Source organism: Streptomyces sp. NPDC001515 (assembly GCF_053597115.1).
Genome location: NZ_JBSFHN010000015.1, coordinates 87,920 through 113,342 on the forward strand (window position 1 = coordinate 87,920; position 25,423 = coordinate 113,342).

The window sequence follows — 25,423 nt, forward strand, 5'->3', positions numbered from 1 at the left end:
GAAGTCGGCGCTCCGGCCTGCTGGGCGGAGCGCCGTGCCATGGGACCGAGTGGCAGGATTCGGAAATCTTGCGGAAACTTCTCGGAAACTCCTGGACGCCCCAAGGGTAGGAATGAGGGGGCACCCGGTCAAGGTTCCGCCCGTGATCCGTCAGTGAACTGGGCTCTTGCCCAAACTCCTCGAAAGTTTCGAAGAGTCAAACGAAACATTTTTCGTCAGGGTCATTGACGATGCTCCGTCAACGCCCCATCATCCCTGTCTGAAAAGGCGGCCACAGTTCGGCATCTCGAACGCAGTGGCCCGTGCACCCGCCGCGACTTCACCCCTGGAGGCACCGCCATGGGCTCGTACGCCCTTCCCCCACCCGCCGCCCGCCGAGCCGGACTCCGCCGTCTGCCGGCGGCGCTGTTCGTCGGCGCCTTCGCCCTGATCGGTGCGCTGGCCGCGCCACCGCAGGCGCACTCCGCCGAGACCACGCTCGGCGCCGCGGCGGCGCAGAGCGGCCGCTACTTCGGCACCGCCATCGCCTCGGGCAAACTCGGCGACTCGGCCTACACGTCGATCGCGGCCCGCGAGTTCACCTCGGTGACGGCCGAGAACGAGATGAAGATCGACGCCACCGAACCCCAGCGGGGCCAGTTCAACTTCACCGCCGGTGACCGCGTCTACAACTGGGCGGTGCAGAACGGCAAGCAGGTGCGCGGCCACACCCTGGCCTGGCACTCGCAGCAGCCGGGCTGGATGCAGAGCCTCAGCGGCAGCGCGCTGCGCCAGGCGATGATCGACCACATCAACGGCGTGATGGGCCACTACAAGGGCAAGATCGCCCAGTGGGACGTGGTGAACGAGGCCTTCGACGACGGCGGTTCGGGCGCCCGGCGCGACTCCAACCTCCAGCGCACCGGCAACGACTGGATCGAGGTCGCCTTCCGTACCGCGCGCGCCGCCGACCCGGCCGCCAAGCTCTGCTACAACGACTACAACGTGGAGAACTGGACCTGGGCCAAGACCCAGGCCATGTACGCCATGGTCCGGGACTTCAAGCAGCGCGGCGTGCCGATCGACTGCGTGGGCTTCCAGTCGCACTTCAACAGCGGCAGCCCCTACAACAGCAACTTCCGCACCACGCTCCAGAGCTTCGCCGCCCTCGGCGTCGACGTGGCCGTCACGGAACTCGACATCCAGGGCGCGTCGCCCACCACGTACGCCAACGTCACCAACGACTGCCTGGCCGTCCCGCGCTGCCTCGGCATCACCGTCTGGGGCGTGCGCGACACCGACTCCTGGCGATCGGGCGACACGCCGCTGCTGTTCAACGGCGACGGCAGCAAGAAGCCCGCCTACACCGCCGTCCTCAACGCCCTCAACGGCGGCTCCACCACGCCCCCCGCGGGCTCCGGGCAGACCAAGGGCGTCGCTTCCGGCCGCTGCCTGGACGTGCCGAGCTCCAGCACCGCCGACGGGACCCAGGTCCAGCTGTGGGACTGCGGCAGCGGCGCCAACCAGCAGTGGACGTACACCGCCGCCGGCGAGCTCAGGGTCTACGGAGACAAGTGCCTCGACGCCGCCGGGACCGGCAACAACGCCAAGGTCCAGATCTACAGCTGCTGGGGCGGCGACAACCAGAAATGGCGCCTCAACTCCGACGGCAGCATCGTCGGCGTCCAGTCCGGCCTGTGCCTCGACGCCGTGGGAGCCGGCACCGCCAACGGCACCCTGATCCAGCTCTACACCTGCTGGAACGGCACCAACCAGCGCTGGACCCGCACCTGAGCGGACCTGCCGCCGAGGGGCGGGCGGAGCGGACCCGGGGCGGTACGCGGCGTGTGGTGAAAGCAGCGCCCTAGCACTCGATGATGTTCACCGCGAGCCCGCCCCGGGCCGTCTCCTTGTACTTCACGGACATGTCCGCACCGGTCTCCTTCATGGTCTTGATGACCTTGTCGAGGGAGACCTTGTGGCTGCCGTCGCCGCGCAGGGCCATCTTGGCGGCGGTGACGGCCTTCACGGCGGCCATGCCGTTGCGCTCGATGCAGGGGATCTGGACGAGGCCGCCGACCGGGTCGCAGGTCAGGCCCAGGTTGTGCTCCATGCCGATCTCGGCGGCGTTCTCCACCTGCTCGGGGGTGCCGCCCAGGACCTCGGCGAGGGCGCCCGCGGCCATGGAGCAGGCGGAGCCGACCTCGCCCTGGCAGCCGACCTCGGCGCCGGAGATGGAGGCGTTCTCCTTGAAGAGCATGCCGATGGCGCCGGCGGCCAGCAGGAAGCGGACGATGCCGTCCTCCTTCTCGGCCTCGGTGGCGCCGCCCGCCGCGAAGTTCATGTAGTAGTGGAGGACCGCCGGGATGATGCCGGCCGCGCCGTTGGTCGGGGCGGTGACCACCCGGCCGCCCGCGGCGTTCTCCTCGTTGACCGCCATCGCGTAGAGGGTGATCCACTCCATGGCGTGGGTCTGCGGGTCGCCCTCGGCGCGCAGCTGGCGGGCAGTGGTGGCGGCGCGGCGGCGGACCTTCAGGCCGCCGGGCAGGATGCCCTCGCGCGCCATGCCCCGCGACACGCACGCCTGCATGGCCCGCCAGATGTCCAGCAGTCCGGAGCGGATCTCGGCCTCGGTGCGCCAGGCGCGCTCGTTCTCCAGCATCAGCGAGGAGATCGACAGCCCCGTGTCGCGGGCCAGGCGCAGCAGTTCGTCGCCGGTGCGGAAGGGGTGCGTGAGGACCGTGTCGTCGAGCACGATCCGGTCCTCGCCGACCGCGTCCTCGTCGACGACGAAGCCGCCGCCGACCGAGTAGTACGTCTTCTCCAGCAGCGGGGCGCCCTCGTGGTCGTACGCGAGGACCGTCATGCCGTTGGCGTGGTACGGCAGCGCCTTGCGGCGGTGCAGGACCAGGTCCGCGTCGGCGTCGAAGGGGATCTCGTGCATGCCGAGGAGGGTGATCCGGCCGGTCGCGCGGATCGCCTCGACCCGCTCGTCCGCCGTCTCGACGTCGACCGTACGGGGGGACTCGCCCTCCAGGCCGAGCAGGACGGCCTTGGGGGTGCCGTGGCCGTGCCCGGTGGCGCCCAGCGAACCGTACAGCTCGGCCCGTATCGAGGCGGTGTGGGCGAGCAGGCCCTCGTTCTTCAGACGGCGCGCGAACATCCGGGCGGCGCGCATCGGGCCGACCGTATGGGAGCTGGACGGGCCGATGCCGATCGAGAACAGGTCGAAGACCGAGATGGCCACGGGGGACTCCTAGGGGTTGGTAGACGCCGTTGTCTGCCGGGTGGTGCGGTACGGGCGGGGCGCCCGGAAAGCAGGGGACAGAGCGGAGGACAAGGGACGGGGCACCGCGCTCACGTTCCAGTGTGCGCGGTGCCCCTCCCGGACGCGCTGACGCGCGGCCCGGCTACTTCTTCAGGCCGGGGTACAGCGGGAACTTCTCGGCGAGCGCGGTGACCCGGGCCTTCAGGCCCTCCGCGTCGTAGGACGGCTTGAGGGCGGAGGCGATGATCTCGGCGACCTCGGTGAAGTCCTCGGTGCCGAAGCCGCGGGTGGCCAGTGCCGGGGTGCCGATCCGCAGGCCCGAGGTGACCATCGGGGGTCGCGGGTCGTTCGGGACGGCGTTCCGGTTGACCGTGATGCCGATCTCGTGGAGCCGGTCCTCGGCCTGCTGGCCGTCCAGCTCCGAGTCGCGCAGGTCCACCAGGACCAGGTGCACGTCCGTGCCGCCGGACAGCACGGAGACGCCGACCTCGGTGACGTCCGGCTGGACCAGGCGCTCGGCCAGGATGCGGGCGCCCTCCAGGGTGCGCTGCTGGCGCTCCTTGAACTCCTCGCCCGCCGCGACCTTGAACGAGACCGCCTTGGCCGCGATCACGTGCTCCAGCGGACCGCCCTGCTGGCCCGGGAAGACCGCCGAGTTGATCTTCTTGGCCAGCTCCTGGGTGGAGAGGATCACGCCACCGCGCGGACCGCCGAGGGTCTTGTGCGTGGTGGTGGTGACGACGTGGGCGTGCGGCACCGGGTTGGGGTGCAGGCCCGCGGCGACCAGACCGGCGAAGTGCGCCATGTCGACCATCAGGTACGCGCCGACCTCGTCCGCGATGCGGCGGAAGGCGGCGAAGTCCAGCTGGCGCGGGTACGCCGACCAGCCGGCCACGATCAGCTGCGGCTTGGACTCCTTGGCCAGGCGCTCGACCTCGGCCATGTCCACGACGCCGGTGTCGTCGACGTGGTACGGGACCACGTTGTAGAGCTTGCCGGAGAAGTTGATCTTCATGCCGTGGGTCAGGTGACCGCCGTGGGCCAGGTTCAGGCCCATGATCGTGTCGCCCGGCTTCAGCAGCGCGAACATCGCGGCGGCGTTGGCCTGCGCGCCGGAGTGCGGCTGGACGTTCGCGGCCTCGGCGCCGAAGAGCGCCTTGATGCGGTCGATCGCGATCTGCTCGACCACGTCGACGTGCTCGCAGCCGCCGTAGTAGCGGCGGCCGGGGTAGCCCTCGGCGTACTTGTTGGTCAGGACGGAGCCCTGGGCCTCCATGACCGCGACCGGAGCGAAGTTCTCCGAGGCGATCATTTCGAGGGTGGACTGCTGGCGGTGGAGCTCGGCGTCGACGGCGGCGGCGACGTCCGGGTCCAGCTCGTGGAGGGAGGAGTTGAGAAGCGACATCAGGTGGTCCCTTGGGGTCTTTAGTTGCCGGAGAACGCGGTGTACTCGTCGGCGGAGAGCAGGTCCTCCGGCTCCTCCGCGACGCGCACCTTGAACAGCCAGCCGCCCTCGAACGGAGCGGAGTTCACCAGCGAGGGGTCGTCCACGACGTCCTGGTTCGCCGCGGTGACCTCACCGGTCACCGGCGAGTACAGGTCGCTGACGGACTTGGTCGACTCCAGCTCGCCGCAGGTCTCGCCCGCGGTCACCGTGTCACCGACCGCGGGGAGCTGGGCGTAGACGACGTCGCCGAGCGCGTTGGCGGCGTACTCGGTGATGCCGATCGTCGCCACACCGTCCTCGACGGCCGACAGCCACTCGTGCTCCTTGCTGTACCGCAGCTGCTGGGGGTTGCTCATGACCTGAATTCTCCTGTACGCGGGGGAGTGCTGATGGACGGTGGTCTTACGGTGTGAGACAGGACTGCGTCACGTCGCGCGGGGGTCCTGCGCCCCACGGTGCTACGCGCGCCGCTTGTAGAACGGCAGCGCCACGACCTCGTACGGCTCGTGGCTGCCCCGGATGTCGACGGCGACGCCCTCGGTGCCCGGCTCGGCGTACGCCGCGTCGACGTACGCCATGGCGATCGGCTTGCCCAGGGTGGGGGAGGGGGCGCCCGAGGTGACCTCGCCGACGACCTCACCGTTCGCGACGACGGAGAACCCGGCGCGCGGGACCCGCCGGCCCTCGGCGACCAGGCCGACGAGCTTGCGCGGCGGCGCGGTCTCGGCGCGTCCGGCGGCGGCCTCCAGCGCCTTGCGGCCGACGAAGTCGCCCTCCTTCTCGAACTTCACGACCCGGCCGAGACCGGCGTCGAACGGGGTCAGCGCGGTGGTCAGCTCGTGCCCGTACAGCGGCATGCCGGCCTCCAGGCGCAGCGTGTCGCGGCAGGAGAGCCCGCACGGGATCAGGCCGCGCGAGGCACCGGCCTCGGTGAGGGCCTTCCACAGCTCCTCGGCGTGCTCCGGCGCGACGAACAGCTCGAAGCCGTCCTCGCCGGTGTAGCCGGTGCGGGCGATCAGCGCGGGCACCCCGGCGACCGTGCCGGGCAGCCCGGCGTAGTACTTCAGCCCGTCCAGGTCGGCGTCGGTGAGCGAGGCCAGGATGGCGGGGGACTCGGGCCCCTGGACGGCGAGCAGCGCGTACGCGTCGCGGTCGTCGCGCACCTCGGCGTCGAAACCGGCGGCGCGCTCGGTGAGGGTGTCGAGCACCAGCTGGGCGTTGCCGGCGTTGGCGACGACCATGTACGCGGTCTCGCCGAGCCGGTAGACGATCAGGTCGTCCAGGATGCCGCCGTCCTCGGCGCAGATCATCGTGTAGCGGGCGCGGCCCGTGGAGACGGTGCCGATGTTGCCGACGAGCGCGTAGTTCAGCAGGTCGACGGCCTGGGGGCCGGTGACCGTGATCTCGCCCATGTGGGAGAGGTCGAAGAGCCCGGCCTTCGTGCGGACGGCGTTGTGCTCGTCGCGCTCACTGGCGTAGCGCAGCGGCATGTCCCAGCCGGCGAAGTCGGTCATGGTGGCGCCCAGCGAACGATGCAGGGCATCGAGGGCGGTGAGGCGGGGGGCGGTGCTCATGGATGAAGGCTCCCAGGGCATGACGGCGAGGACGATCCCTCCCCATCTGTCATCGGAACCTGAGAGGTTCGCCGAGAGCCCCCGAGGGGGTTCGGCTTGCACCTTGGGTGGGGCCGCCGGGCGGCCCGCTTTTCAGATCTGCCTCATCCACGCGGTACGGGGCCTGAGAGATTCAAGGGAGGAACTTGCTCCTTCGGCGCCCGGCTCGGGCCGGGACTCTCCCGCGCGGATTCGAGCGGCCTTTATGCAGTTGACCCGGTCATCATCGCACGGGGTGCGGGAGAGTGGGGTGCGGGGACCGGAAGCGGCTCCGCGGGGGTTCCGGCGGGTCGGACGGTTGTGCCGCATTACCTTTTCTTTACACTTCATGGGCAGGTGAGGGTCGGCCGACAGGGGGAGGGCGATGACATCGCAGCGGTACGCGACGACCGCGGGGGTCGCGGGCGACGCGCTTCCCGCCCAGCCGGGCGCTCCGGCCAGGGAGGCGGTGGGTCCGCGCGCGCCCGTCGTCCGGGACCTGCGGGCCCGTGCCGGGCGCGGCCCGCGCGCCCTGCACTTCGCGGCGGGCGACGTGGTGGTGGTCTCCGGGCTGCCCGGCAGCGGGAAGTCCACGCTCATCGCGCGCACGGTCGAGGTCCGCGCGGTCGACTCCCAGGACACCCGGGACCGCTGGGCGGCCCGGCTGCCCGCCTTATGTCCGTACGCCCTCTACCGCCCGCTGGTCCGCGTCGCCCACTACTGGGGGCTCTGGCGCGTGCTGCGCTCCGGCGTCTCCGTCGTGGTCCACGACTGCGGCACCCAGTCCTGGGTGCGGACCCTGCTGGCCCGCCATGCGCGACGGCGCGGCCGGACCCTGCACCTGGTGCTGCTGGACGTCACCGAGGAGACGGCCCGGCGGGGCCAGCACGACCGCGGCCGGGGCGTCTCCGGCTACGCCTTCGCCCGCCACCGCAGGGCCGTGGGGCGGCTGCTGCGGGAGACCGCCTCGGGTCTGCTGCCGCGCGGCTGCGCCTCGGCGGTCCTGCTCGACCGGGGGGCGGCGGACCTGCTGACCCGGATCTCCTTCGCAGACGCACAGACCGCGGAGTGACCGCGGACCGTCCGAGTGCTGGACGGTCCGCCGCCGGGATCCGGATCCGGCCGTACGGCGATAATCTCTAGCCGCGAGAGAGTGCGTACCCGGCGGCACGGGGTGAGAGAGGGACACAGTGGACATTCCGGCACCGGCCCGGCCCGATTCGCAGGGCGGATGGCCGGCCAACGAGCTCGAAGAGGTGCTGGGCGCCTCGCTCGGCAGCCCGGAGGCGGGCGGCCGGCTGGTCGAGGTGCTCGGGCGCAGCCAGGTCTGGGTGCCGCTGCCCAATGGCGGCGGACCGGACTCCGGCGCCCTCGACCTGCCCACGCTGGAGATCGAGGGCGCGCCCTACGTCCCGGTCTTCAGCTCCGAGCAGCAGTTCCTCACCTGCGTCGGCCCGCACATGTCGTTCACCGTGGCCCCCGCCCGCGACTTCGCCCGTGGACTGCCCCCGCAGCTGGGCATCGCCGTCAATCCGGGCGGCGTCGTCGGCATGCCGCTGCCCCCGCCCGCCGTGGCCGAACTCTGCCGGGCCGGGCGCACCGCGCTCGACGGACCCGCCGCCGGCGGCCGGGTCCGGCTGTTCGAACCGGACTGGCAGGAGGAGCCCGTCGACTTCCTCGCCGCGGCGGCCGGGGAGTTCCAGGAGAGCGGCGTCGTGCGCTCCGCCCGCCGCGCCCTGGCCAGCATCGAGGGCGGCGACCCGGTCCTCTTCGTCGGCGTCGAGTTCTCCACCTGGGACGGGGCCGGACGCAACGCCCCCATGGACGCCCTGGGCCGCGCACTGGGCCGGGTCGAGGTTCCCTGGCCGGTCAATCTGGTCCTGCTCGACGTCGCCCAGGACCCGGTCGCCGACTGGATGCGCGCCCGGGTGCGCCCCTTCTACCAACGCGCCGACGCGTAGGGCCTGACCGGCGGCGGCCCCGGGTCGTGGCGTCAAGCCGGTGTCAGGGCCGCCGCATAAGCTGGTTTGATGGGCTGGTGCCTCGGCACCGAGCCGTCCCCGAGAGCCCCGGGGAGCGGCGGGCCGACACAGAGGATCGAAGAGGGGCGGGACCCAGGGTGAGCGCGTCAGGCACCGCGGCGGCCGGACAGGTCGAGCACATGCTGCGCCAGGTGACGCCCGGACGCTACGACGCGTACGAGGCCCTGCTCCGGGCCCTGGCGGAGGGCCGCGTCTGGATGCTGCTCTGGCGCGGCCGGGCCGGCTCGCCCGACGCCCAGTACGGCAACATGGAGGTCGACGGCCTCGGCTACGCCCCCTGTGTCACCTCCGCCCAGGAGCTCACCGCCAGCGGCTGGACCCGGGACCACGAGATCGTCGGCGGCCACGACATCGCCCGCGCCCTCTTTCCCGAGCACTGGGGCATCTGGCTGAACCCCCACGCCCCGGGCGGCGGCGTCGGCGTCCCCTGGCTCGACCTGCGCCGCATCGCCACCGGGCTGGACCGGATGCCCGCCGGACCGCTGCGGATCAGCGAGCCCGCCATCGACCTCCCGCAGTTCTACGCCCAGCTCACCCGCAACGCCCACCACACCCCCGCGATCCGCTCGCTGCGCCGCGCCTGGGTGCAGCCCGCGCTCGGCTCCCCGTACCTCGCCATCGGCCTCGATCTGTACGACACCGGCCGGGCCTCGGTCGACGCCGTGCGGGCGATGATGCGGCAGTCGGTGACCGCGGTGCCCGAGGGGCTTCCGGTCTCCACCGTGGCGATGTCCGACGCCTACGACCCGGTCGCGATGTGGCTGCGCGCCAACGCGCGTCCGTTCTACGGCCGCGAGCCGCACGGCCCGGCCGCCGGTGGTCCCGCCGTCGCTCCGAGTTACGGCTACCCGCAGGCCCCCGGCCCGGCCCCGCGCGCCTACTGACGCCCCCTCGGCTCCGGCCTCGTATCGGGCATAGCGCCTCCCGGTGGGGCAAGCCCCCCGCCCGCGGCGCCCAAATCAGTACCCCATTACACCTGTTGGGCGTCATGTCCGTTCTGGTGGATTAGCGGCCGAGTGGTCCGCTCAACCGATCAAGCTGTCCGGATAACGGAAGCTCACTGACCGCATCACGGTTGAGCAAACATTCCCCGTCAGGTCTGGCGGGTGATCGCAACGGCACTGAAGACTCCCGGCTAGTGGGGATCGTCGGCCCTTTGTACAAGGTTGCACCGGCGGTCACTCCACGGACGCATTCGCACCGAAAACATCAGCCGCCGTACGTGCCGCGGCTGACACGCGCCAGGCCGTCACCGCGGCGAGTAGGGGCCGGCCACCGCCGGCGGGAGGGGTCAAGGGCACTGTGACCGCACCGATCGAGACCACCGGTTCGGCTGCCGAGGCGCAGCCGGAGGCAGTACTCACGGGGGTCAAGCAGAGCCAGATCGAAGGCCGTTCGCTCGGACAGATCGCCTGGACGCGCTTCAAGCGCGACAAGGTGGCCGTGGCCGGGGGCGTCGTCGTCCTCCTGCTGATCCTGCTCGCCGTGCTCTCCAAGCCGATCCAGGCCGTCTTCGGACTGGACCCCAACGAGTTCCACCAGGACCTCATCGACCCGGCGCTGCTCGCCCCCAAGGGCGACTGGGGCGGCATCAGTTGGAGCCATCCGCTGGGCGTTGAGCCACAATACGGCCGCGACATCATGACCCGCATCATCGAGGGCTCCTGGGTCTCCATGGTCGTCGCCGTGGGAGCCACCCTGCTCTCCGTCGTCATCGGCGTCTTCATGGGCGTGGTCTCCGGCTTCTACGGCGGCTGGGTGGACACGGTCATCAGCCGCATGATGGACACCTTCCTCGCCTTCCCGCTGCTCCTCTTCGCGATCTCCATCTCGGCCGCGCTCCAGGACGGGGCCTTCGGCCTGGAGGGGCTGCCGCTGCGCATCGCGGTCCTCATCTTCGTGATCGGCTTCTTCAGCTGGCCGTACATGGGCCGTATCGTCCGCGCCCAGACCATGAGCCTGCGCAACCGCGAATTCGTCGAGGCCGCGCGCTCGTTGGGCGCCCGCGGCCCCTTCATCCTCTTCCGGGAGCTGCTGCCCAACCTGGTGGCGCCCGTGCTCGTCTACTCCACGCTGCTCATCCCCTCGAACATCCTCTTCGAGGCGGGGCTCAGCTATCTCGGTGTCGGTATCGCGCCGCCGCAGGCCTCCTGGGGCGGGATGCTCACCAACGCGATCGACTTCTACGAGAACGACCCGATGTACATGATCGTGCCGGGCGTGGCCATCTTCGTCACGGTCCTGGCGTTCAACCTGCTGGGAGACGGGCTGCGCGATGCGCTCGATCCCCGCGGCAAGTAGGTCCCGGGTGCTCGTCACGACGACGTGCGACATGCCACGGCAACCATCGATTGAGGGGGATTTCCTCAGGTGAAGACCAGAAAAACGACAGCGTTGGTTGCCACGGCCGTGGTTCTGATGCTGGGCGCCTCCGCGTGCAACGGCTCCAAGGACGACGACGGCGGCTCCAAGGGCAAGGGCGGCTCCGGCGCCACCGACGCCGCGCTGACGTCCATCGTCAACAAGTCGGACAAGAAGGGCGGCACGCTCAAGCTGGAGATGTCGGACGAGCCCGACTCGCTCGACCCCGGCAACACGTACTACGGCTGGGTGCAGAACTTCGCCCGCCTGTACAGCCGCAGCCTGACCTCCTTCAAGCCGGCCGCCGGCAAGGAGGGCCTGGAGGTCGTCCCGGACCTCGCCGAGGGGCTCGGCAAGGCCAGCCCGGACGCCAAGACCTGGACGTACACCCTGAAGAAGGGTCTCAAGTACGACGACGGGACCCCGATCACCTCGAAGGACGTCAAGTACGCCGTCGAGCGGTCCAACTTCGCGCCGGAGGCCCTGTCCAACGGCCCGACGTACTTCAAGGCCCACCTCATCGGCGGCGACAAGTACAAGGGTCCCTACAAGGACAAGAACCCGAACGGCATCGCCTCCATCGAGACGCCGGACGACTCCACCATCGTCTTCAAGCTGAAGGACGCGTTCGCGGACTTCGACTACCTGGCGACCTTCTCGCAGACGGCCCCCGTGCCGGCCGCGAAGGACAAGGGCGCCGACTACGTCAAGAACATGGTGTCCTCGGGCCCGTACAAGTTCGAGTCCTACGAGGAGGGCCGCGGCGCGACCCTCGTCCGCAACGAGAACTGGGACCCGAAGACCGACCCGATCCGCCCGGCCCTGCCGGACAAGATCACCGTCCGCTTCAAGGTGAAGCAGGAGACGGTCGACAACAACCTGCTCTCGGACAACATCACGGTCGACGGCGCCGGCACCGGTGTCGCCCCCGCGACGCAGCCGAAGGTCCTCACCAAGGCCGACCTGAAGAAGCAGACCGACAACTCGTACGCGGGCGCCACCTCGTACATCGGTCTGAACGTCAACGTCGCCCCGTTCGACAACATCCACTGCCGCAAGGCCGTCCAGTGGGGCATCGACAAGGCGTCGGTCCAGGCCGCCCAGGGTGGCGACCCCAAGGGTGACGTCGCGACGACCCTGCTGCCGCCGACCGTCAACGGCTACGAGAAGTTCGACCTCTACGAGTCGGCCGGCCACAAGGGCGACGAGGCGAAGGCCAAGGACGAGCTGAAGCAGTGCGGCAAGCCGAACGGCTTCGACACCAAGATCTCGGCCCGTTCCGACCGTCCCGCCGAGATGGCCATGGTCACCGCAGTGCAGGCCTCGCTGAAGAAGATCGGCGTCAACGCCGAGATCAAGACCTTCCCGGCGGGCAAGTACTTCCAGAACTTTGCGGGCAACCCGAGCTACGTCCACGCCAACAAGCTCGGCATGATCATGAGCGCCTGGGGTGCTGACTGGCCGACCGGCTTCGGCTTCCTGGACCAGATCATCAACGGCTCGGCCATCAAGCCGTCCGGTGGCAACAACGTCCAGGAACTGAACGACCCGGCGATCAACAAGCTCCTCAACGAGGGCATCGCCAACACGGACGACACCGCCCGCGCCAAGGCATGGGCCAACGTCGACCGCGCGGTCGCCGAGGGTGCCACCGCCGTGCCGCTGATCTACCGCAAGAACCTGCTGCTCCGCCCGGTCTCCGCGACGAACGTCACGGTCACCCAGGCCTACCTCGGCATGTACGACTACGTGCTGATGGGTTCCGCCAAGTAGGAACGGCCCCGCTCCCCGGGCCGGGCCGCGCGCGCGGCCCGGGGAGCGGCCTCCGGACCCCCAGAATTGTCCCGAAAGGCAGGTGAAGGCACGGTGTCCGACCGTATGGGTCATCCCCGGCGGGCGGGTACCGGCGCCGGATAGCTGTGGCTGCGTACATCATCCGACGCGTCTTCGGCGCGGTGCTGCTGCTGTTGATCGTCAGCGCAGTCACCTTCGCGATCTTCTTCCTCGTCCCCCGGCTGGCCGGTCAGACGATGGACCAACTGGCAGCCCAGTACGTGGGCAAGGACGCCAACCCGCAGTCCATCCTCGCGGTCAAGCAGAACCTCGGCCTCGACCAGCCGCTCTACGTGCAGTACTGGCACTTCCTCAAGCAGCTGTTCGTCGGCGCCGACTTCCAGTTCGGCCCCGAGGCCACGCACTGCGGGGTGCCCTGCTTCGGCTACTCCTTCAAGCGGCACGTCGAGGTGTGGCCCGAGCTGACCGCGCGCATCCCGGTCACCTTCTCGCTGGCCATCGGTGCCGCGGTGATCTGGCTGATCAGCGGTGTGGCGATCGGTGTCGTCTCCGCCCTCAAGCGCGGATCGATCCTCGACCGCTTCTTCATGGGCGTCGCGCTCGCCGGTGTCTCCCTGCCGATCTTCTTCACCGGCATGCTCGCGCTGGGCGTGCTGACCGTGCAGTGGCCGATCTGGGAATCGATCACCTATGTGCCCTTCACGGAGAGCCCGCTGGACTGGGCGTGGAACCTGCTCATCCCGTGGTGCTCGCTCGCCTTCCTCTACTCCGCCCTCTACGCCCGCATCACCAGAGCCGGGATGCTGGAGACCATGGGCGAGGACTACATCCGCACGGCCCGCGCCAAGGGCCTGCGGGAGAGCAAGGTCATCGGCAAGCACGGCCTGCGCGCCGCGCTCACCCCGATCGTGACCATCTTCGGCATGGACTTCGGCCTGCTGGTCGGCGGTGCCGTCATCACCGAGACGGTCTTCTCCTTCCAGGGGATGGGCCAGTACGCCATCAAGAGCGTGCAGGAGAACGACCTCCCGATCGTCATGGGCGTGACGCTCGTCGCCGCCTTCTTCATCGTCATCTGCAATCTGCTGGTGGACCTGGTGTACGCCGCCATCGACCCCAGGGTGAGGCTCTCGTGAGTGACGTTTCCAAGGCACAGACCGCGGCAGTGGGCGAGCCCGCCGCCGCGCCGGCCGGCGACGACGACGCCTTCCTCTCGGTACGGGATCTGCGCATCCACTTCAAGACCGACGACGGCCTGGTCAAGTCGGTCGACGGCGTCAGCTTCGACGTGAAGCCCGGCCGGACCCTCGGCATCGTCGGTGAGTCCGGCTCCGGCAAGTCCGTCACCTCGCTGGGCATCCTCGGACTGCACCGCACGGCTCCCAACGCGCGGATCTCCGGCGAGGTCTGGCTGGACGGCGAGGAGCTGCTCGGCGCCTCCGACGCGCGGGTGCGCGAACTGCGCGGCCGCAAGATGGCCATGATCTTCCAGGACCCGCTCTCCGCGATGCACCCGTACTTCACGGTCGGCTCGCAGATCGTGGAGGCGTACCGGGTCCACCACAAGGTCAGCAGGAAGACCGCCCGCACCCGGGCCGTCGAGATGCTCGACCGGGTCGGCATCCCCGAGCCGCACAAGCGGGTCGACTCCCACCCGCACGAGTTCTCCGGCGGCATGCGCCAGCGCGCCATGATCGCGATGGCCCTGGTCAACAACCCGGAACTGCTCATCGCGGACGAGCCGACCACCGCCCTGGACGTCACCGTCCAGGCGCAGATCCTGGACCTGATCCGGGACCTGCAGAAGGAGTTCGGCTCCGCCGTCATCATGATCACGCACGACCTCGGGGTCGTCGCGGAGATGGCCGACGACCTCCTGGTGATGTACGGCGGCCGGTGCGTCGAGCGCGGTCCCGCGGAGAAGGTCTTCTACGAGGCCCAGCACCCGTACACCTGGGGTCTGCTCAGCTCGATGCCGCGCATCGACCGCGAGGAGACCGACCGGCTGATCCCCGTCAAGGGGCAGCCGCCGTCGCTGATCAACGTGCCGAGCGGCTGCGCCTTCAACCCGCGCTGCCCGTACGCGGACATCCCCAAGGACAACCTCACCCGCACCACGCGTCCCGAGCTGACGCAGGTCGGTGACGGCCACTTCTCCGCCTGCCACATGGCCCCGGAGGAGCGGTCCCGGATCTGGACCGAAGAGATTGCGCCGAAGCTGTGAGCGAGGCGAGTGAGGCGAGCGACGTGAGCGAGAAGAAGGATCCCCCGGTGCTGGAGAAGGACGTGAAGATCCCGGAGCAGGCGACCTCCGCGCGCGAGCCGCTGCTCAGGGTCGAGGGCCTGGTCAAGCACTTCCCGATCCGCAAGGGCATCCTCCAGCGCCAGACCGGCGCGGTGAAGGCCGTCGACGGCATCGACTTCGAGGTGTACCCGGGGGAGACCCTGGGCGTGGTCGGCGAGTCCGGCTGCGGCAAGTCGACGATGGGCCGGCTCATCACCCGGCTGATCGAACCGACGGGCGGCAAGGTCGAGTTCGAGGGCCGTGACATCACGCATCTGTCCATGGGGCAGATGCGGCCGATGCGCCGCGACGTCCAGATGATCTTCCAGGACCCGTACTCCTCGCTGAACCCCCGCCACACGATCGGCACGATCGTCAGCGCCCCGTTCCGGCTCCAGGGCGTCGAGCCCGAGGGCGGTCTGAAGAACCACGTGCAGGAGCTGCTGTCGCTGGTCGGGCTCAGCCCCGAGCACTACAACCGCTACCCGCACGAGTTCTCCGGCGGCCAGCGCCAGCGCATCGGCATCGCCCGCGCGCTTGCCCTGCGCCCCAAGCTGGTCGTGGCCGACGAGCCGGTCTCGGCGCTGGACGTGTCGATCCAGGCCCAGGTGGTCAACCTGCTGGACGACCTCCAGCAGGAGCTGGGGCTCACCTATGTGATCATCGCGCACGACCTCTCGGTCATCCGCCATGTCTCGGACCGCATCGCGGTGATGTACCTGGGCAAGATCGTCGAGCTGGCCGACCGCAAGTCCCTCTACGCGGCGCCGATGCACCCGTACACCAAGGCCCTGATGTCGGCGGTGCCGGTCCCCGACCCGCGCCGGCGCGGGATGAAGAGCGAGCGCATCCTGCTCAAGGGCGATGTGCCCTCGCCGATCTCGCCGCCCAGCGGCTGCCGTTTCCACACCCGGTGCTGGAAGGCGACGGAGGTCTGCAAGACGCAGGAGCCGCCGCTGATCGCGCTGAAGACCGGCCACCGGGTCGCCTGCCACCACCCGGAGAACGCCGAGGGTCTGGGCACCACCGGGACCGCGACACCCTCCGCACCCTCCGAGGAGGAGACGAAGGAGTAGTACCGGCACAATTGCCCGGTGCTCAACGAACTGTTCACGCCCTCCGTCCAGCATGCGCTCGACATCGTCGGGATCTTCGTCTTCGCGATCTCGGGCGCCCTGCTCGCCGTACGCAAGAACTTCGATGTCTTCGGCATCGCGGTCCTCGCCGAGGTGACCGCGCTGGGCGGAGGGCTGTTCCGTGACGTGATCATCGGCGCGGTGCCGCCCGCGGCCTTCACCGATCTCGGCTACTTCACCACCCCGCTGCTCGCCGCCGGACTGGTCTTCTTCCTGCATCCGCACGTGGAGCGGATCCAGACCGGGGTCAACGTCTTCGACGCGGCGGGCCTCGGGCTGTTCTGCGTCACGGGGACGGTGAAGGCGTACGACTACGGCCTCGGGCTCACGGCGTCGGCGGCGCTCGGCCTGGCCACCGCCGTCGGCGGCGGGGTGCTGCGCGACGTGCTGGCCAACGAGGTGCCCTCGCTGCTGCGCTGGGACCGCGATCTGTACGCGGTGCCCGCGATCGTCGGGGCCGCCATGATCGTGCTCTGCATCCGCTTCGAGGCGCTCAACGCCTTCACCAGCGGCACGGCCGTGATCACCGCCTTCGTGCTGCGGCTGCTGGCGCTGCGCTTCCACTGGCGGGCCCCGCGCGCCTTCAACCGCCGTTCGGCGACGGCGGAGGAGAACTGAAAAAAGCTACCGCTCAGTAATAGAATCGGTGTACGGTGCCTGCCATGGCACAGGCAACAGAGCAGGCGGCTCCGGCCGCGCGGGCGACCATCGGCGACAGCGAGTTCGACCGGGACACCGCCGTCACCCTCCGGGAAGAGGGCGTCTACGACGCGGAGCTCTCGGCGGGCTGGACGATCATCCACGCCGTCAACGGCGGCTATCTGCTCGCCCTGCTCGGCCGCGCTCTGGGCGAGGCCCTGCCGCACCCGGACCCCTTCTCGGTCTCCGCGCACTATCTGACCGCGTCGGTCCCCGGCCCCGCGGTGATCCGCACCGAGACCGTCCGCGCCGGCCGCACCCTCTCGACCGGCCAGGCGTCCCTCTTCCAGTACGCCGAGGACGGCACCGAGATCGAGCGCATCCGCGTCGTCGCCACCTACGGCGACCTGGACGCCCTCAGCGACGACGTCCGCACCGCCGCCGAGCCCCCGGCCATGCCGCCCCGCGAGCACTGCCTCGGCGCGAGCGACGGCGACGCCCCGATCCCGGGCAGCTCCGCCATCACCGAGCGGCTCGACATCAGGCTCGACCCGGCCACGGTCGGCTGGGCCATCGGGCAGCCTTCCGGCAAGGGCGAGATGCGCGGCTGGTTCGGACTGGCCGACGGGCGCGACGCCGACCCGCTCTCCCTGCTGCTCACGGTCGACGCGCTGCCGCCGACCTCCTTCGAGCTGGGGCTGAAGGGCTGGACCCCCACCGTCGAGCTGACCGCCCACATCCGCTGCCGCCCGGCCCCGGGGCCGCTGCGCGTCTCCATCACCACCCGCAATCTGGCGGGCGGCTTCCTGGAGGAGGACGCCGACGTCTGGGACAGCCGGGACCGTCTGGTCGCCCAGTCCCGCCAGTTGGCCCGCGCCCCGCGCGACTGACCCCCGTCCCGCCGGGCCCCGCGCCCCGCGCGACCGACCCCCGTCCCGCCGAGGCCCCGCTCTCCCGTCCGCCGGGAGGCCGGGGCCTTCGTCATGCGGCGGGCGGGGTGGCGCCGGGCCCGTCCAGCCAGTGGAGCCGGCCGAGCGTGATCAGCCGCAGCCGGCGCCGGGCCGCGCCCGTGACGGACTCCTCGCCGCCCTCGCCCGCGTCCAGCAGTGCCGAAGCGGTGAGGACCATGTGGTCCACGTAGAGGCCGCCGAGCATCAGCAGGTCCTCCTCGCTCCATCCCCGGGACTCCGGCTCCCCGGCGAGCGCGGCGGCCACCTCCTCGGCGAAGCGGCGCAGTTCGGCGGCGATCGCCTCGCGGACGGGGCCGACGCCGCCGTGCTGTTCGCGGGCGATGAAGCGGAAGTGGGCGGGCTGTGCGCGCACATGGCCCGTGATCAGCTCCACGCTCCGGTCCAGCCGGACCTCGCTGTCACCGGTCTCGGCCAGGATCGCGCCGATCATCCCGTGCAGACTGCCCAGTGTCTGCTCGACCAGGGCCACCCCGAGCGCGGCGATGCCGTCGAAGTGCCGGTAGAAGGCGGTCGGGGCGACCCCCACCGCCCGCGTCACCTCGCGCAGTCCCAGGCTGCTCAGGCTCTGGTGCTCCAGCAGGCCCAGGGCGGCGTCCAGCAGCGCCTGGCGCGTGCGCAGCTTCTGGGTCTGGCGGATCCCCGTGGTGTGACTCATGCCATTCAGTAAACAACTGTTCTCCGGGGCGGGAAAGCGGGGCGCGGGTCTAGACTGATGAGTCAGTGAACAGTCGTACTCCGAAGTGTTCGCGGATCCGTGATCCACCCCGACACCGAAAGGCCGACCATGATCGTCCTTGTCGCCGCCCTGCTCCTGCTGGGGATCGTGCTGGGAGCGGTGGCCCAGATCCCGCCCGTGCTCTCCCTGGTGCTCGGCGCCCTCATCGGCTGCTGGCTGCTGGTCTTCGCCGTACGCGAGCGGACCGGCGCCCGCCGCCGCACGTCATGACCGCCCGCGCCGCCGCCCGGCCCGCCACCCGGGACGCCGACGGACTGGCCGTGGCCTCCTTCGTGCTCGGGCTCGTCGGCCTGCTGGTGATGAACCTGCTGCTGGGGCCCGCCGCCATCGTCATGGCCCTCGTCGCGCTGGCCCGCTCCACCACCCGCCGGGGCCGCGCCCTGCTCGGCCTCGCCCTCGGCGTCGCCGACCTGGTCGTCCTCGCCCTCCTGGTCACCGCAGACGGCGCCGTCGCCTGGAGCGTCGGGGGCTGAACCACGCGGGGTTCGCGGGCCGCCCACCTCCGGACCGGGCCCCGGTCCGGAGGTGCGCGGGCGCCGGGACCCCGTGCGCCCGCCGTACGCCCGGGGTCCGTCGTACGGATCCGGGCCCCCGGCTCGTAGAATCGGGCCCACCATGGCTTACCTCGACCACGCCGCGACCACGCCGATGCTTCCGGAGGCGATCGCGGCGATGACCGCGCAGCTCGCCGCCACCGGGAACGCGTCCTCACTCCACGCCGCCGGGCGCCGGGCCCGCCGTACCGTCGAGGAGTCCAGAGAGACCCTTGCCGAGGCCCTCGGCGCCCGGCCCAGCGAGGTGGTCTTCACCTCCGGCGGGACCGAGGCCGACAACCTCGCGGTGAAGGGGCTGTACTGGGCCCGCCGCGACGCCGACCCCCGCCGCACCCGGGTGCTGGCCAGCCCCGTCGAGCACCACGCGGTGCTGGACGCCGTCGACTGGCTCGCCGAGCACGAGGGCGCCACCGTCGAGTACCTCCCCGTCGACCGCCACGGCCGGGTGCGCCCCGAGGACCTGCGCGCGGCCCTGCTCCGCGACCCCGACGACGTCGCCCTGATCACCGTCATGTGGGCCAACAACGAGATCGGCACCATTCAGCCGGTCCGCGAACTGGTCGGGACCGCCCAAGAGTTCGGGGTCCCGATGCACGCCGACGCGGTCCAGGCGTTCGGGCAGCTCGACGTCGGCTTCGCCGACTCCGGCCTGGCCGCGATGACGGTGAGCGCGCACAAGATCGGCGGCCCCTTCGGCGTCGGCGCGCTGCTGCTCGGCCGCGACCAGGCACCCGTGCCGGTGCTGCACGGCGGCGGGCAGGAACGGCACGTGCGCTCCGGCACGCTGGACACCCCCGGCATCGCGGCCTTCGCCGTCGCCGGCCGGCTCGCCGCCGGCCGGCGCGAGGACTTCGCCCGCGAGATCGGCCAACTCCGCGACGAGCTGGTGGCGGCCGTCCTGGACCAGGTCCCCGACGCCGTCCTCGGCGGCGACCCCGCCCCCGGCGGCCGGCTCCCTGCCAACGCCCACTTCACCTTCCCCGGCTGCGAGGGCGACTCGCTCCTGCTGCTGCTGGACGCCCAGGGCATCGCCTGCTCCACCGGCTCCGCCTGTACCGCCGGGATCGCCCAGCCCAGCCACGTCCTCCTGGCCACCGGCACCGATCCGGACCTGGCCCGCGGCACCCTGCGCTTCTCGCTCGGCCACACCTCCACCAAGCAGGACGTCGAGGACGTGGCCCGGGCGATCGGACCGGCGGTGGAACGGGCCCGGACGGCCGGACTGAGCTGAACCCGGCGCACTCGGAGCGTGCGGGCGGCCCCAAGACCCGGGCGCGGGCGTGCCGCGCGCTCGGAGCGTGGGGGCGGACCCGTGCGCGGGTGGGCCCGCACGGCTCTCAGACCTTCGCCGCGCGGACCAGCTTCAGATAGCGGTCCCAGTCCCAGTGCTTCCCGGGGTCCGTGTGATCGGCGTCCGGCACCTCCACGTGCCCGATGATGTGCTCCCGGTCGACGGGGATGCCGTACCGGGCGCAAATCGTCGCGGTCAGCCGGGCGGACGCCCCGTACATCGCCGCGGTGAAGTCCTGCGGGCGGTCGACGAAGCCCTCGTGCTCGATGCCCACGCTGCGTTCGTTGTACGAGCGGTTGCCCGCGTGGTAGGCGACGTCCAGCTCGCGGATCATCTGCGTCACCCGCCCGTCCTTGCCCACGATGTAGTGCGCCGCGGCCTTGTGCCCCGGGTCCTGGAAGGCCCGGACCGCACTGGTGAAGCTGCCCTGGGTGACGTGGACGACGACCCGGTCGATGCCGTAGTCGTCGGGGCGGTCGGCCCTGCGCCAGTTCGCCTCGGAGGCCGGGGTCCACGTCGCCCGCGCGTAGTCCACCGCCCCGGGGGTGCGCGGCTTGTCGACCCCCGGCAGCCGCCACCAGGCCCGCCTGATCCGGTCCCGCGCCAGCACCGCCGTCCCCGCCGCCGTGACGGCACCGCCGATCAGCACCGCGCGCCGGCTGATGCCGCTGCCGCTGCCGCTGCCGCCGCCTTCGCCGCCCGACGCCGACGCGCCGGACCCGCCGTCCGCAGACCCCTTGCTCCCCATGTGTGCCACAACGCGTATCCGCGAGCCTTCGGTTCCCGGGGAGCCGTACCCTGGTGGGGCTATGACTGAGACTTCCCCGCGCCCCCTCCGTGTGCTCGCCGCCATGTCCGGCGGTGTCGACTCCGCCGTCGCCGCTGCCCGCGCCGCCGAAGCGGGTCACGACGTGACCGGTGTGCACCTCGCCCTCTCGGCCAACCCGCAGTCCTTCCGGACCGGGGCCCGGGGCTGCTGCACCATCGAGGACTCCCGGGACGCCCGCCGCGCCGCGGACGTCATCGGCATCCCCTTCTACGTCTGGGACCTCGCCGAACGCTTCCGCGAGGACGTCGTCGAGGACTTCGTCGCGGAGTACGAGGCCGGACGCACCCCCAACCCGTGCCTGCGCTGCAACGAGAAGATCAAGTTCGCCGCGCTCCTCGACAAGGCCCTCGCCCTCGGCTTCGACGCGGTCTGCACCGGCCACTACGCCACCGTCGTCACCGGCGACGACGGCAACCGGGAGCTGCACCGCGCCAGCGACATGGCCAAGGACCAGAGCTATGTCCTCGGCGTCCTGGACGAGCGCCAGCTCGCCCACGCCATGTTCCCGCTCGGCGACACCCTCACCACCAAGGACGAGATCCGCGCCGAGGCCGAGCGCCGGGGCCTCGCGGTCGCCAAGAAGCCCGACAGCCACGACATCTGCTTCATCGCGGACGGAGACACCCAGGGCTTCCTGGCCGACCGGCTCGGCGGCCCGGCCGAGGGCGACATCCTCGACGAGTCGGGTACGAAGCTGGGCACCCACGACGGCGCGTTCGGCTTCACCATCGGCCAGCGCAAGGGACTGCGCATCGGCCATCCGGCCCCCGACGGCAAGCCCCGCTACGTCCTGGACATCTCCCCGGTGAACAACACCGTCACCGTCGGCCCCGCCGAGGCCCTGGACGTCACCTCGCTCACCGCGATCAAGCCCCGCTGGTGCGGAACGCCTCCGTCCGGCCCGGGGACGTACACCGCCCAGCTCCGTGCCCACGGCGGCGAGAGCGAGGTCACCGCCGAACTCGTCGACGGCACCCTCCACGTCGCGTTCTCCGAGCCGGTGCGGGGCGTGGCCCCCGGCCAGGCGGTCGTGCTCTACGACGGGACGCGCGTGGTCGGCTCCGCGACGATCGCCTCGACCGTGCGCCGGACGGCTGCCGGGGTCTGACGGCGGCCCCGGGTCCCCGCGCGGTCATGCCCGACCCCTGTACGGGCGTGACCGCGCGGGGGGCATCGGCCCCCCGCCCCGCCCGGTGGTCTCAGGACGCCTGCGCCTCGCGTACGGACAGGTCCCGGGCGAAGAACTCCGCCAGGGCCGGAGCGATCGCCTGCGGGGCCACGTCGCGCGTCTGACCGGTCAGGGTGCGGTGCCGGCCCCGGGGGAGGGCGTCGGCCAGGAGACGGGTCGAGGTCCGGACCGCCGCCGGGCTGAAGCCGCCGCAGACCACCAGCGTCCGCGCGCTCACCGAGGCGAACCGCTCGGCGGGAACCGTCCCGTCGCCCAGCACCGCGTCGTCGTACGCGAGGGTGTGCGCCACGGACTCCAGGGTCCGCCACAGCGGCGCCCTCCGCATCCTGGCGATCATGTCGGCGGCGACCCCCGTCCTCGACAGGAACAGCTCGACCGCGCCGTCCCGGTCCCCGGCCGACAGCAGCCGGTGCAGCAGGACCGTGCAGTCGGCCTTGAACAGGAGACCCGCCGGGCCGGGGGTGTAGGGCGGCTCGTACACCGCGAGGCCCGCGACCGCGAGACCGGCCGCCTGGGCCTCCAGCGCCAGCGCGCCGCCGGCCCCGACGCCGAACACACAGGGCCGGCCGCCCACGGCCTTCGCCAGGGCGGCCAGGTCCTCGATCTCGCGCTCCACCGCGTACGGCGCGCGGTCCCCGCTGGCGCCCCGGCCGCGCCGGTCGTAGGTGACGACCTCGAAGCGGGGGGCGAGCAGCCGGGCCAGCGGCGCGTCGGTCGCCCCGGTGGCCAGCCCCCCGCCCACCAGGATCAGCGGCGGGCCTTCGCCCCGGCGCCGGTACGCGATCAGGGTGCCGTCGCGGGAGAGAGTCTTGTCCATGCGGGGGTGGACTCCGGGGCCCGCGAAAACTCATCGCTCCCGGCGAAGAAATTCCGAACCTTTACGTATGCGCAGGTCACGGCCGGTGCGGACCCGGATGTCCGGCCGGTGGCGGCGGGATCTACCGTGGCAGCCATGAACATCTGCGTCTTCCTCTCCGCCGCCGACCTCGACGACCGCTACACCGTCCCCGCCCGCCAGTTCGCCGAACTGATCGGACGCGGCGGACACACCCTCGTCTGGGGCGGGTCGGAGAGCGGACTGATGAAGGTCGTCGCCGACGGCGTCCAGGAGGCGGGCGGGAAGCTCGTCGGCGTCTCGGTGGACTTCCTGGCCGCGAAGGCCCGGACCAACGCCGACGAGATGGTGATCGCCCGCGACCTCGCCGAGCGCAAGGCCCTCCTGCTCGCCAAGTCCGACGCGATCGTGATCATGGTCGGTGGCACCGGGACGCTCGACGAGGCCACCGAGATCCTGGAGCTGAAGAAGCACGGCAAGCACACCAAGCCCGTCGTCCTGCTCAACACCGCCGGTTTCTACGACGGACTGCGCACCCAGTTCCAGCGCATGGAGGACGAGGGCTTCCTGCCCCTCCCGCTCACCGAGCTGGTCTTCTTCGCCGAGGACGGCGTCGGCGCCCTGGCCTACCTGGAGGAGTCCGCCGGACTGCGGTGACGTACGGGGCCCGGGGGAGGGGTGCGACGATGGGTCCATGCCCACTCACCTCCTCACCGGTGCCGGTTCCGGCATCGGCGCCGCCGTCGCCCGCCGTCTCGCCGAGCGCGGTGACGACCTCGTGCTGCTGGCCCGCGACGCGGCCCGCGCCAGGGAACTCGCCGCGCTCCACCCCGGCGCCCGCACGCTCGTCGGCGACCTCTCCAACCCCGACCGGCTCTCCTGGGCGCTGGCCCAGCAGACCGTCCCGGACCGCCTCGACTCGCTGCTGCACATCGCGGGCGTCGTCGAACTCGGACCGGTCGGCGACCTCACCCCCAAGGCATGGCACGTCCAGCTCAACGCCAACCTCGTCGCCCCCGCCGAGCTGACCCGCCTGTTCCTGCCCCAGGTCCGCGTCGCCCAGGGCCACGTCCTCTTCGTCAACTCCGGCGCCGGACTCTCCGCGAGCCCCGGCTGGAGCGCGTACGCGGCCAGCAAGCACGGGCTGAAGGCCCTGGCCGACTCGCTGCGCCACGAGGAGCACGGCCACGGCGTCCGCGTCACCACCGTCTACCCCGGCCGCACCGCCAGCCCCATGCAGGAGAAGGTCCACCGGCAGGAGGGCAAGGAGTACGACCCCGCCCGCTGGATCGACCCCGAGTCCGTCGCCACCACCATCCTCATGGCGCTCGACCTGCCGCGCGACGCCGAGGTCAACGACCTCACGGTCCGCCCCGGGCGCTGACGCACCGGGCCGTGCCGCCCCGGCCGCCGACGTGGCGCGCCGCCGCCCGCCGTAGGCTTCCCGCGTGAGCGAGACGAACAAGTTCAGCGGGTGCCCGGCCACCGGAATCGGATCCATGCCCGGCGGCGACGCCCGGGAGGCGGCCAAGACCGTCACCGGCTCCTTCGACGACGGGCAGGGCCTGCCCCATCTGGCGGAACTCCCGGCGCGCGGCCCCGGCGCCGACATGATCGGCCGGAGCATCGGCCTGCTCGTGGAGATGTACGGACACGTCGAGCCGAGCGGCTGGCGGATCAGCGACCGCCCCGGCCGCGACACCCGCCGCGCCCGCTCCTGGCTGGGCGAGGACCTCGACGCGCTGGAGGAGTTCACCCAGGGCTACGAGGGCCCGCTCAAGGTGCAGGCCGTGGGGCCGTGGACGCTCGCCGCCGCGCTGGAACGGCGCGGCGGCGAGGCCGTCCTCGGCGACCCCGGCGCCTGCCGCGACCTGGCGGCCTCCCTCGCCGAAGGACTCACCGGCCACCTCGCCGAACTGCGCCGCCGGGTCCCGGGCGCCCGCCCCGTCCTCCAGCTCGACGAACCCTCCCTCACCGCCGTCCTGCGCGGCCGGGTCCGGACCGCGAGCGGCTACCGCACCTACCGCGCCGTCGACCGCCAGATCGTCGAGGGCACCCTGCGCGACGTGCTCGCCGCGGCCGGCGACGCCGCCACCGTCGTCCACACCTGCGCCCCCGAGGTCCCCTTCGCCCTGCTGCGCCGGGCCGGAGCCGACGGGATCTCCCTCGACTTCTCCCTTCTCACCGAGCGTGAGGAGGAGGCGGTCGGGGAGGCCGTCGAGGGCGGCACCCGGCTCTTCCTCGGGGTCGTGCCCGGCACCGACCCGGCCTCGGGCGGATTGTCGGACCCGGGCGGTAGCGTCATGGGTGTCAGGACGCTGTGGCGCAGGCTGGGGCTGAATCCGGGGACTCTCACCGAGTCCCTGACGATCACCCCGGCGTGCGGACTCGCGGGCGCCTCGCCCGGGTACGCCCGCGCCGCGCTCGCCCACTGCGTCCGGGCCGCGAAATCGCTTGCGGACAACCCTGAGTAACG

The 25,423-nt window shown here is 71.5% G+C and carries 25 protein-coding genes and 1 riboswitch; of the genes, 18 read left to right on the forward strand and 7 right to left on the reverse strand.

What is annotated here, in order from left to right; all coding sequences use genetic code 11:
* The first annotated feature begins 339 nt into the window (after positions 1-339).
* On the forward strand, positions 340-1,773 hold the full coding sequence (locus ACWCXC_RS17700; protein ID WP_450889698.1) for an endo-1,4-beta-xylanase: 1,434 nt from the start codon (positions 340-342) through the stop codon (positions 1,771-1,773).
* 70 nt (positions 1,774-1,843) lie between these two features.
* On the opposite strand, the gene ACWCXC_RS17705 is transcribed toward ACWCXC_RS17700, so the two are convergent.
* From ACWCXC_RS17705 to gcvT, 4 genes are all read right to left on the reverse strand, one after another.
* Positions 1,844-3,226, reverse strand: a complete 1,383-nt coding sequence (locus ACWCXC_RS17705) for an L-serine ammonia-lyase (protein ID WP_450680285.1) — start codon at positions 3,224-3,226, stop codon at positions 1,844-1,846.
* A gap of 163 nt (positions 3,227-3,389) precedes the next feature.
* Positions 3,390-4,652, reverse strand: coding sequence for a serine hydroxymethyltransferase (gene glyA / locus ACWCXC_RS17710; RefSeq protein ID WP_450680286.1), 1,263 nt, complete (start codon positions 4,650-4,652; stop codon positions 3,390-3,392).
* Between the two features lie 20 nt (positions 4,653-4,672).
* A complete protein-coding gene (gene gcvH / locus ACWCXC_RS17715; protein ID WP_450680287.1) occupies positions 4,673-5,050 on the reverse strand; it encodes a glycine cleavage system protein GcvH in 378 nt (125 codons plus the stop codon).
* A 102-nt stretch (positions 5,051-5,152) separates the two neighbouring features.
* Entirely contained in the window at positions 5,153-6,268 is a 1,116-nt protein-coding gene (gcvT, locus tag ACWCXC_RS17720; protein ID WP_450680288.1) for a glycine cleavage system aminomethyltransferase GcvT, read from the reverse strand.
* 142 nt (positions 6,269-6,410) lie between these two features.
* Positions 6,411-6,502: riboswitch (glycine riboswitch) on the reverse strand.
* Positions 6,503-6,671: 169 nt separating this feature from the next.
* Between gcvT and ACWCXC_RS17725 the strand changes: the two genes are divergently transcribed.
* The 10 genes from ACWCXC_RS17725 to ACWCXC_RS17770 all read left to right on the forward strand — a co-directional run bounded on the left by ACWCXC_RS17725 (position 6,672) and on the right by ACWCXC_RS17770 (position 17,432).
* On the forward strand, positions 6,672-7,358 hold the full coding sequence (locus ACWCXC_RS17725; protein WP_450889701.1) for an AAA family ATPase: 687 nt from the start codon (positions 6,672-6,674) through the stop codon (positions 7,356-7,358).
* 118 nt (positions 7,359-7,476) lie between these two features.
* Entirely contained in the window at positions 7,477-8,247 is a 771-nt protein-coding gene (locus ACWCXC_RS17730) for an enhanced serine sensitivity protein SseB (protein ID WP_450680290.1), read from the forward strand.
* A 158-nt stretch (positions 8,248-8,405) separates the two neighbouring features.
* The gene (locus tag ACWCXC_RS17735) at positions 8,406-9,212 is read left to right on the forward strand and encodes an enhanced serine sensitivity protein SseB C-terminal domain-containing protein (protein WP_450889703.1); all 807 of its coding nucleotides are present in this window, start codon (positions 8,406-8,408) and stop codon (positions 9,210-9,212) included.
* Positions 9,213-9,630: 418 nt separating this feature from the next.
* Complete coding sequence (locus ACWCXC_RS17740; RefSeq protein WP_450680292.1) at positions 9,631-10,629, forward strand: ABC transporter permease; 999 nt, start codon at positions 9,631-9,633, stop codon at positions 10,627-10,629.
* 69 nt (positions 10,630-10,698) lie between these two features.
* The gene (locus ACWCXC_RS17745) at positions 10,699-12,462 is read left to right on the forward strand and encodes an ABC transporter substrate-binding protein (RefSeq protein WP_450680293.1); all 1,764 of its coding nucleotides are present in this window, start codon (positions 10,699-10,701) and stop codon (positions 12,460-12,462) included.
* 146 nt (positions 12,463-12,608) lie between these two features.
* Entirely contained in the window at positions 12,609-13,619 is a 1,011-nt protein-coding gene (locus tag ACWCXC_RS17750) for an ABC transporter permease (protein WP_383635336.1), read from the forward strand.
* Positions 13,616-14,707 carry an ABC transporter ATP-binding protein gene (locus ACWCXC_RS17755; protein WP_450680294.1) on the forward strand — a complete coding sequence of 364 codons (1,092 nt, stop codon included), beginning with the start codon at positions 13,616-13,618 and terminating at the stop codon, positions 14,705-14,707. The genes ACWCXC_RS17750 and ACWCXC_RS17755 overlap by 4 nt, the downstream gene beginning before the upstream one ends.
* 50 nt (positions 14,708-14,757) lie before the next feature.
* A complete protein-coding gene (locus ACWCXC_RS17760; RefSeq protein WP_450889807.1) occupies positions 14,758-15,843 on the forward strand; it encodes an ABC transporter ATP-binding protein in 1,086 nt (361 codons plus the stop codon).
* A gap of 18 nt (positions 15,844-15,861) precedes the next feature.
* Positions 15,862-16,521, forward strand: coding sequence for a trimeric intracellular cation channel family protein (locus ACWCXC_RS17765; protein WP_450680295.1), 660 nt, complete (start codon positions 15,862-15,864; stop codon positions 16,519-16,521).
* 44 nt (positions 16,522-16,565) lie between these two features.
* A complete protein-coding gene (locus ACWCXC_RS17770; protein ID WP_450680296.1) occupies positions 16,566-17,432 on the forward strand; it encodes a thioesterase family protein in 867 nt (288 codons plus the stop codon).
* Positions 17,433-17,523: 91 nt separating this feature from the next.
* Here the strand turns inward: ACWCXC_RS17770 and ACWCXC_RS17775 are convergent, their stop codons facing one another.
* The gene (locus tag ACWCXC_RS17775) at positions 17,524-18,168 is read right to left on the reverse strand and encodes a TetR family transcriptional regulator (RefSeq protein ID WP_450889707.1); all 645 of its coding nucleotides are present in this window, start codon (positions 18,166-18,168) and stop codon (positions 17,524-17,526) included.
* Positions 18,169-18,297: 129 nt separating this feature from the next.
* Between ACWCXC_RS17775 and ACWCXC_RS17780 the strand changes: the two genes are divergently transcribed.
* The 3 genes from ACWCXC_RS17780 to ACWCXC_RS17790 all read left to right on the forward strand — a co-directional run bounded on the left by ACWCXC_RS17780 (position 18,298) and on the right by ACWCXC_RS17790 (position 20,034).
* Positions 18,298-18,459 (forward strand): hypothetical protein, encoded by a 162-nt coding sequence (locus ACWCXC_RS17780; protein ID WP_450889709.1) that lies wholly within the window; start codon positions 18,298-18,300, stop codon positions 18,457-18,459.
* A complete protein-coding gene (locus ACWCXC_RS17785; protein ID WP_450680298.1) occupies positions 18,456-18,722 on the forward strand; it encodes a DUF4190 domain-containing protein in 267 nt (88 codons plus the stop codon). The genes ACWCXC_RS17780 and ACWCXC_RS17785 overlap by 4 nt, the downstream gene beginning before the upstream one ends.
* 142 nt (positions 18,723-18,864) lie before the next feature.
* A complete protein-coding gene (locus ACWCXC_RS17790) occupies positions 18,865-20,034 on the forward strand; it encodes a cysteine desulfurase family protein (protein WP_450680299.1) in 1,170 nt (389 codons plus the stop codon).
* A gap of 106 nt (positions 20,035-20,140) precedes the next feature.
* On the opposite strand, the gene ACWCXC_RS17795 is transcribed toward ACWCXC_RS17790, so the two are convergent.
* The gene (locus tag ACWCXC_RS17795) at positions 20,141-20,842 is read right to left on the reverse strand and encodes an N-acetylmuramoyl-L-alanine amidase (protein WP_450889809.1); all 702 of its coding nucleotides are present in this window, start codon (positions 20,840-20,842) and stop codon (positions 20,141-20,143) included.
* Positions 20,843-20,903: 61 nt separating this feature from the next.
* On the opposite strand from ACWCXC_RS17795, the gene mnmA reads away from it, so the two are divergent.
* Positions 20,904-22,031 (forward strand): tRNA 2-thiouridine(34) synthase MnmA, encoded by a 1,128-nt coding sequence (mnmA, locus tag ACWCXC_RS17800; protein ID WP_450680300.1) that lies wholly within the window; start codon positions 20,904-20,906, stop codon positions 22,029-22,031.
* 91 nt (positions 22,032-22,122) lie between these two features.
* Here mnmA and ACWCXC_RS17805 read toward each other — a convergent pair whose 3' ends face one another.
* Entirely contained in the window at positions 22,123-22,929 is an 807-nt protein-coding gene (locus ACWCXC_RS17805; protein WP_450889712.1) for an alpha/beta fold hydrolase, read from the reverse strand.
* A gap of 135 nt (positions 22,930-23,064) precedes the next feature.
* Here ACWCXC_RS17805 and ACWCXC_RS17810 point away from each other — a divergent pair, with 135 nt between their 5' ends.
* The 3 genes from ACWCXC_RS17810 to ACWCXC_RS17820 all read left to right on the forward strand — a co-directional run bounded on the left by ACWCXC_RS17810 (position 23,065) and on the right by ACWCXC_RS17820 (position 25,421).
* Positions 23,065-23,604 carry an LOG family protein gene (locus tag ACWCXC_RS17810; protein WP_450680302.1) on the forward strand — a complete coding sequence of 180 codons (540 nt, stop codon included), beginning with the start codon at positions 23,065-23,067 and terminating at the stop codon, positions 23,602-23,604.
* Between the two features lie 37 nt (positions 23,605-23,641).
* Positions 23,642-24,331, forward strand: coding sequence for an SDR family oxidoreductase (locus ACWCXC_RS17815; RefSeq protein ID WP_450889714.1), 690 nt, complete (start codon positions 23,642-23,644; stop codon positions 24,329-24,331).
* A 64-nt stretch (positions 24,332-24,395) separates the two neighbouring features.
* Complete coding sequence (locus ACWCXC_RS17820; RefSeq protein ID WP_450680304.1) at positions 24,396-25,421, forward strand: methionine synthase; 1,026 nt, start codon at positions 24,396-24,398, stop codon at positions 25,419-25,421.
* Positions 25,422-25,423: the final 2 nt, after the last annotated feature.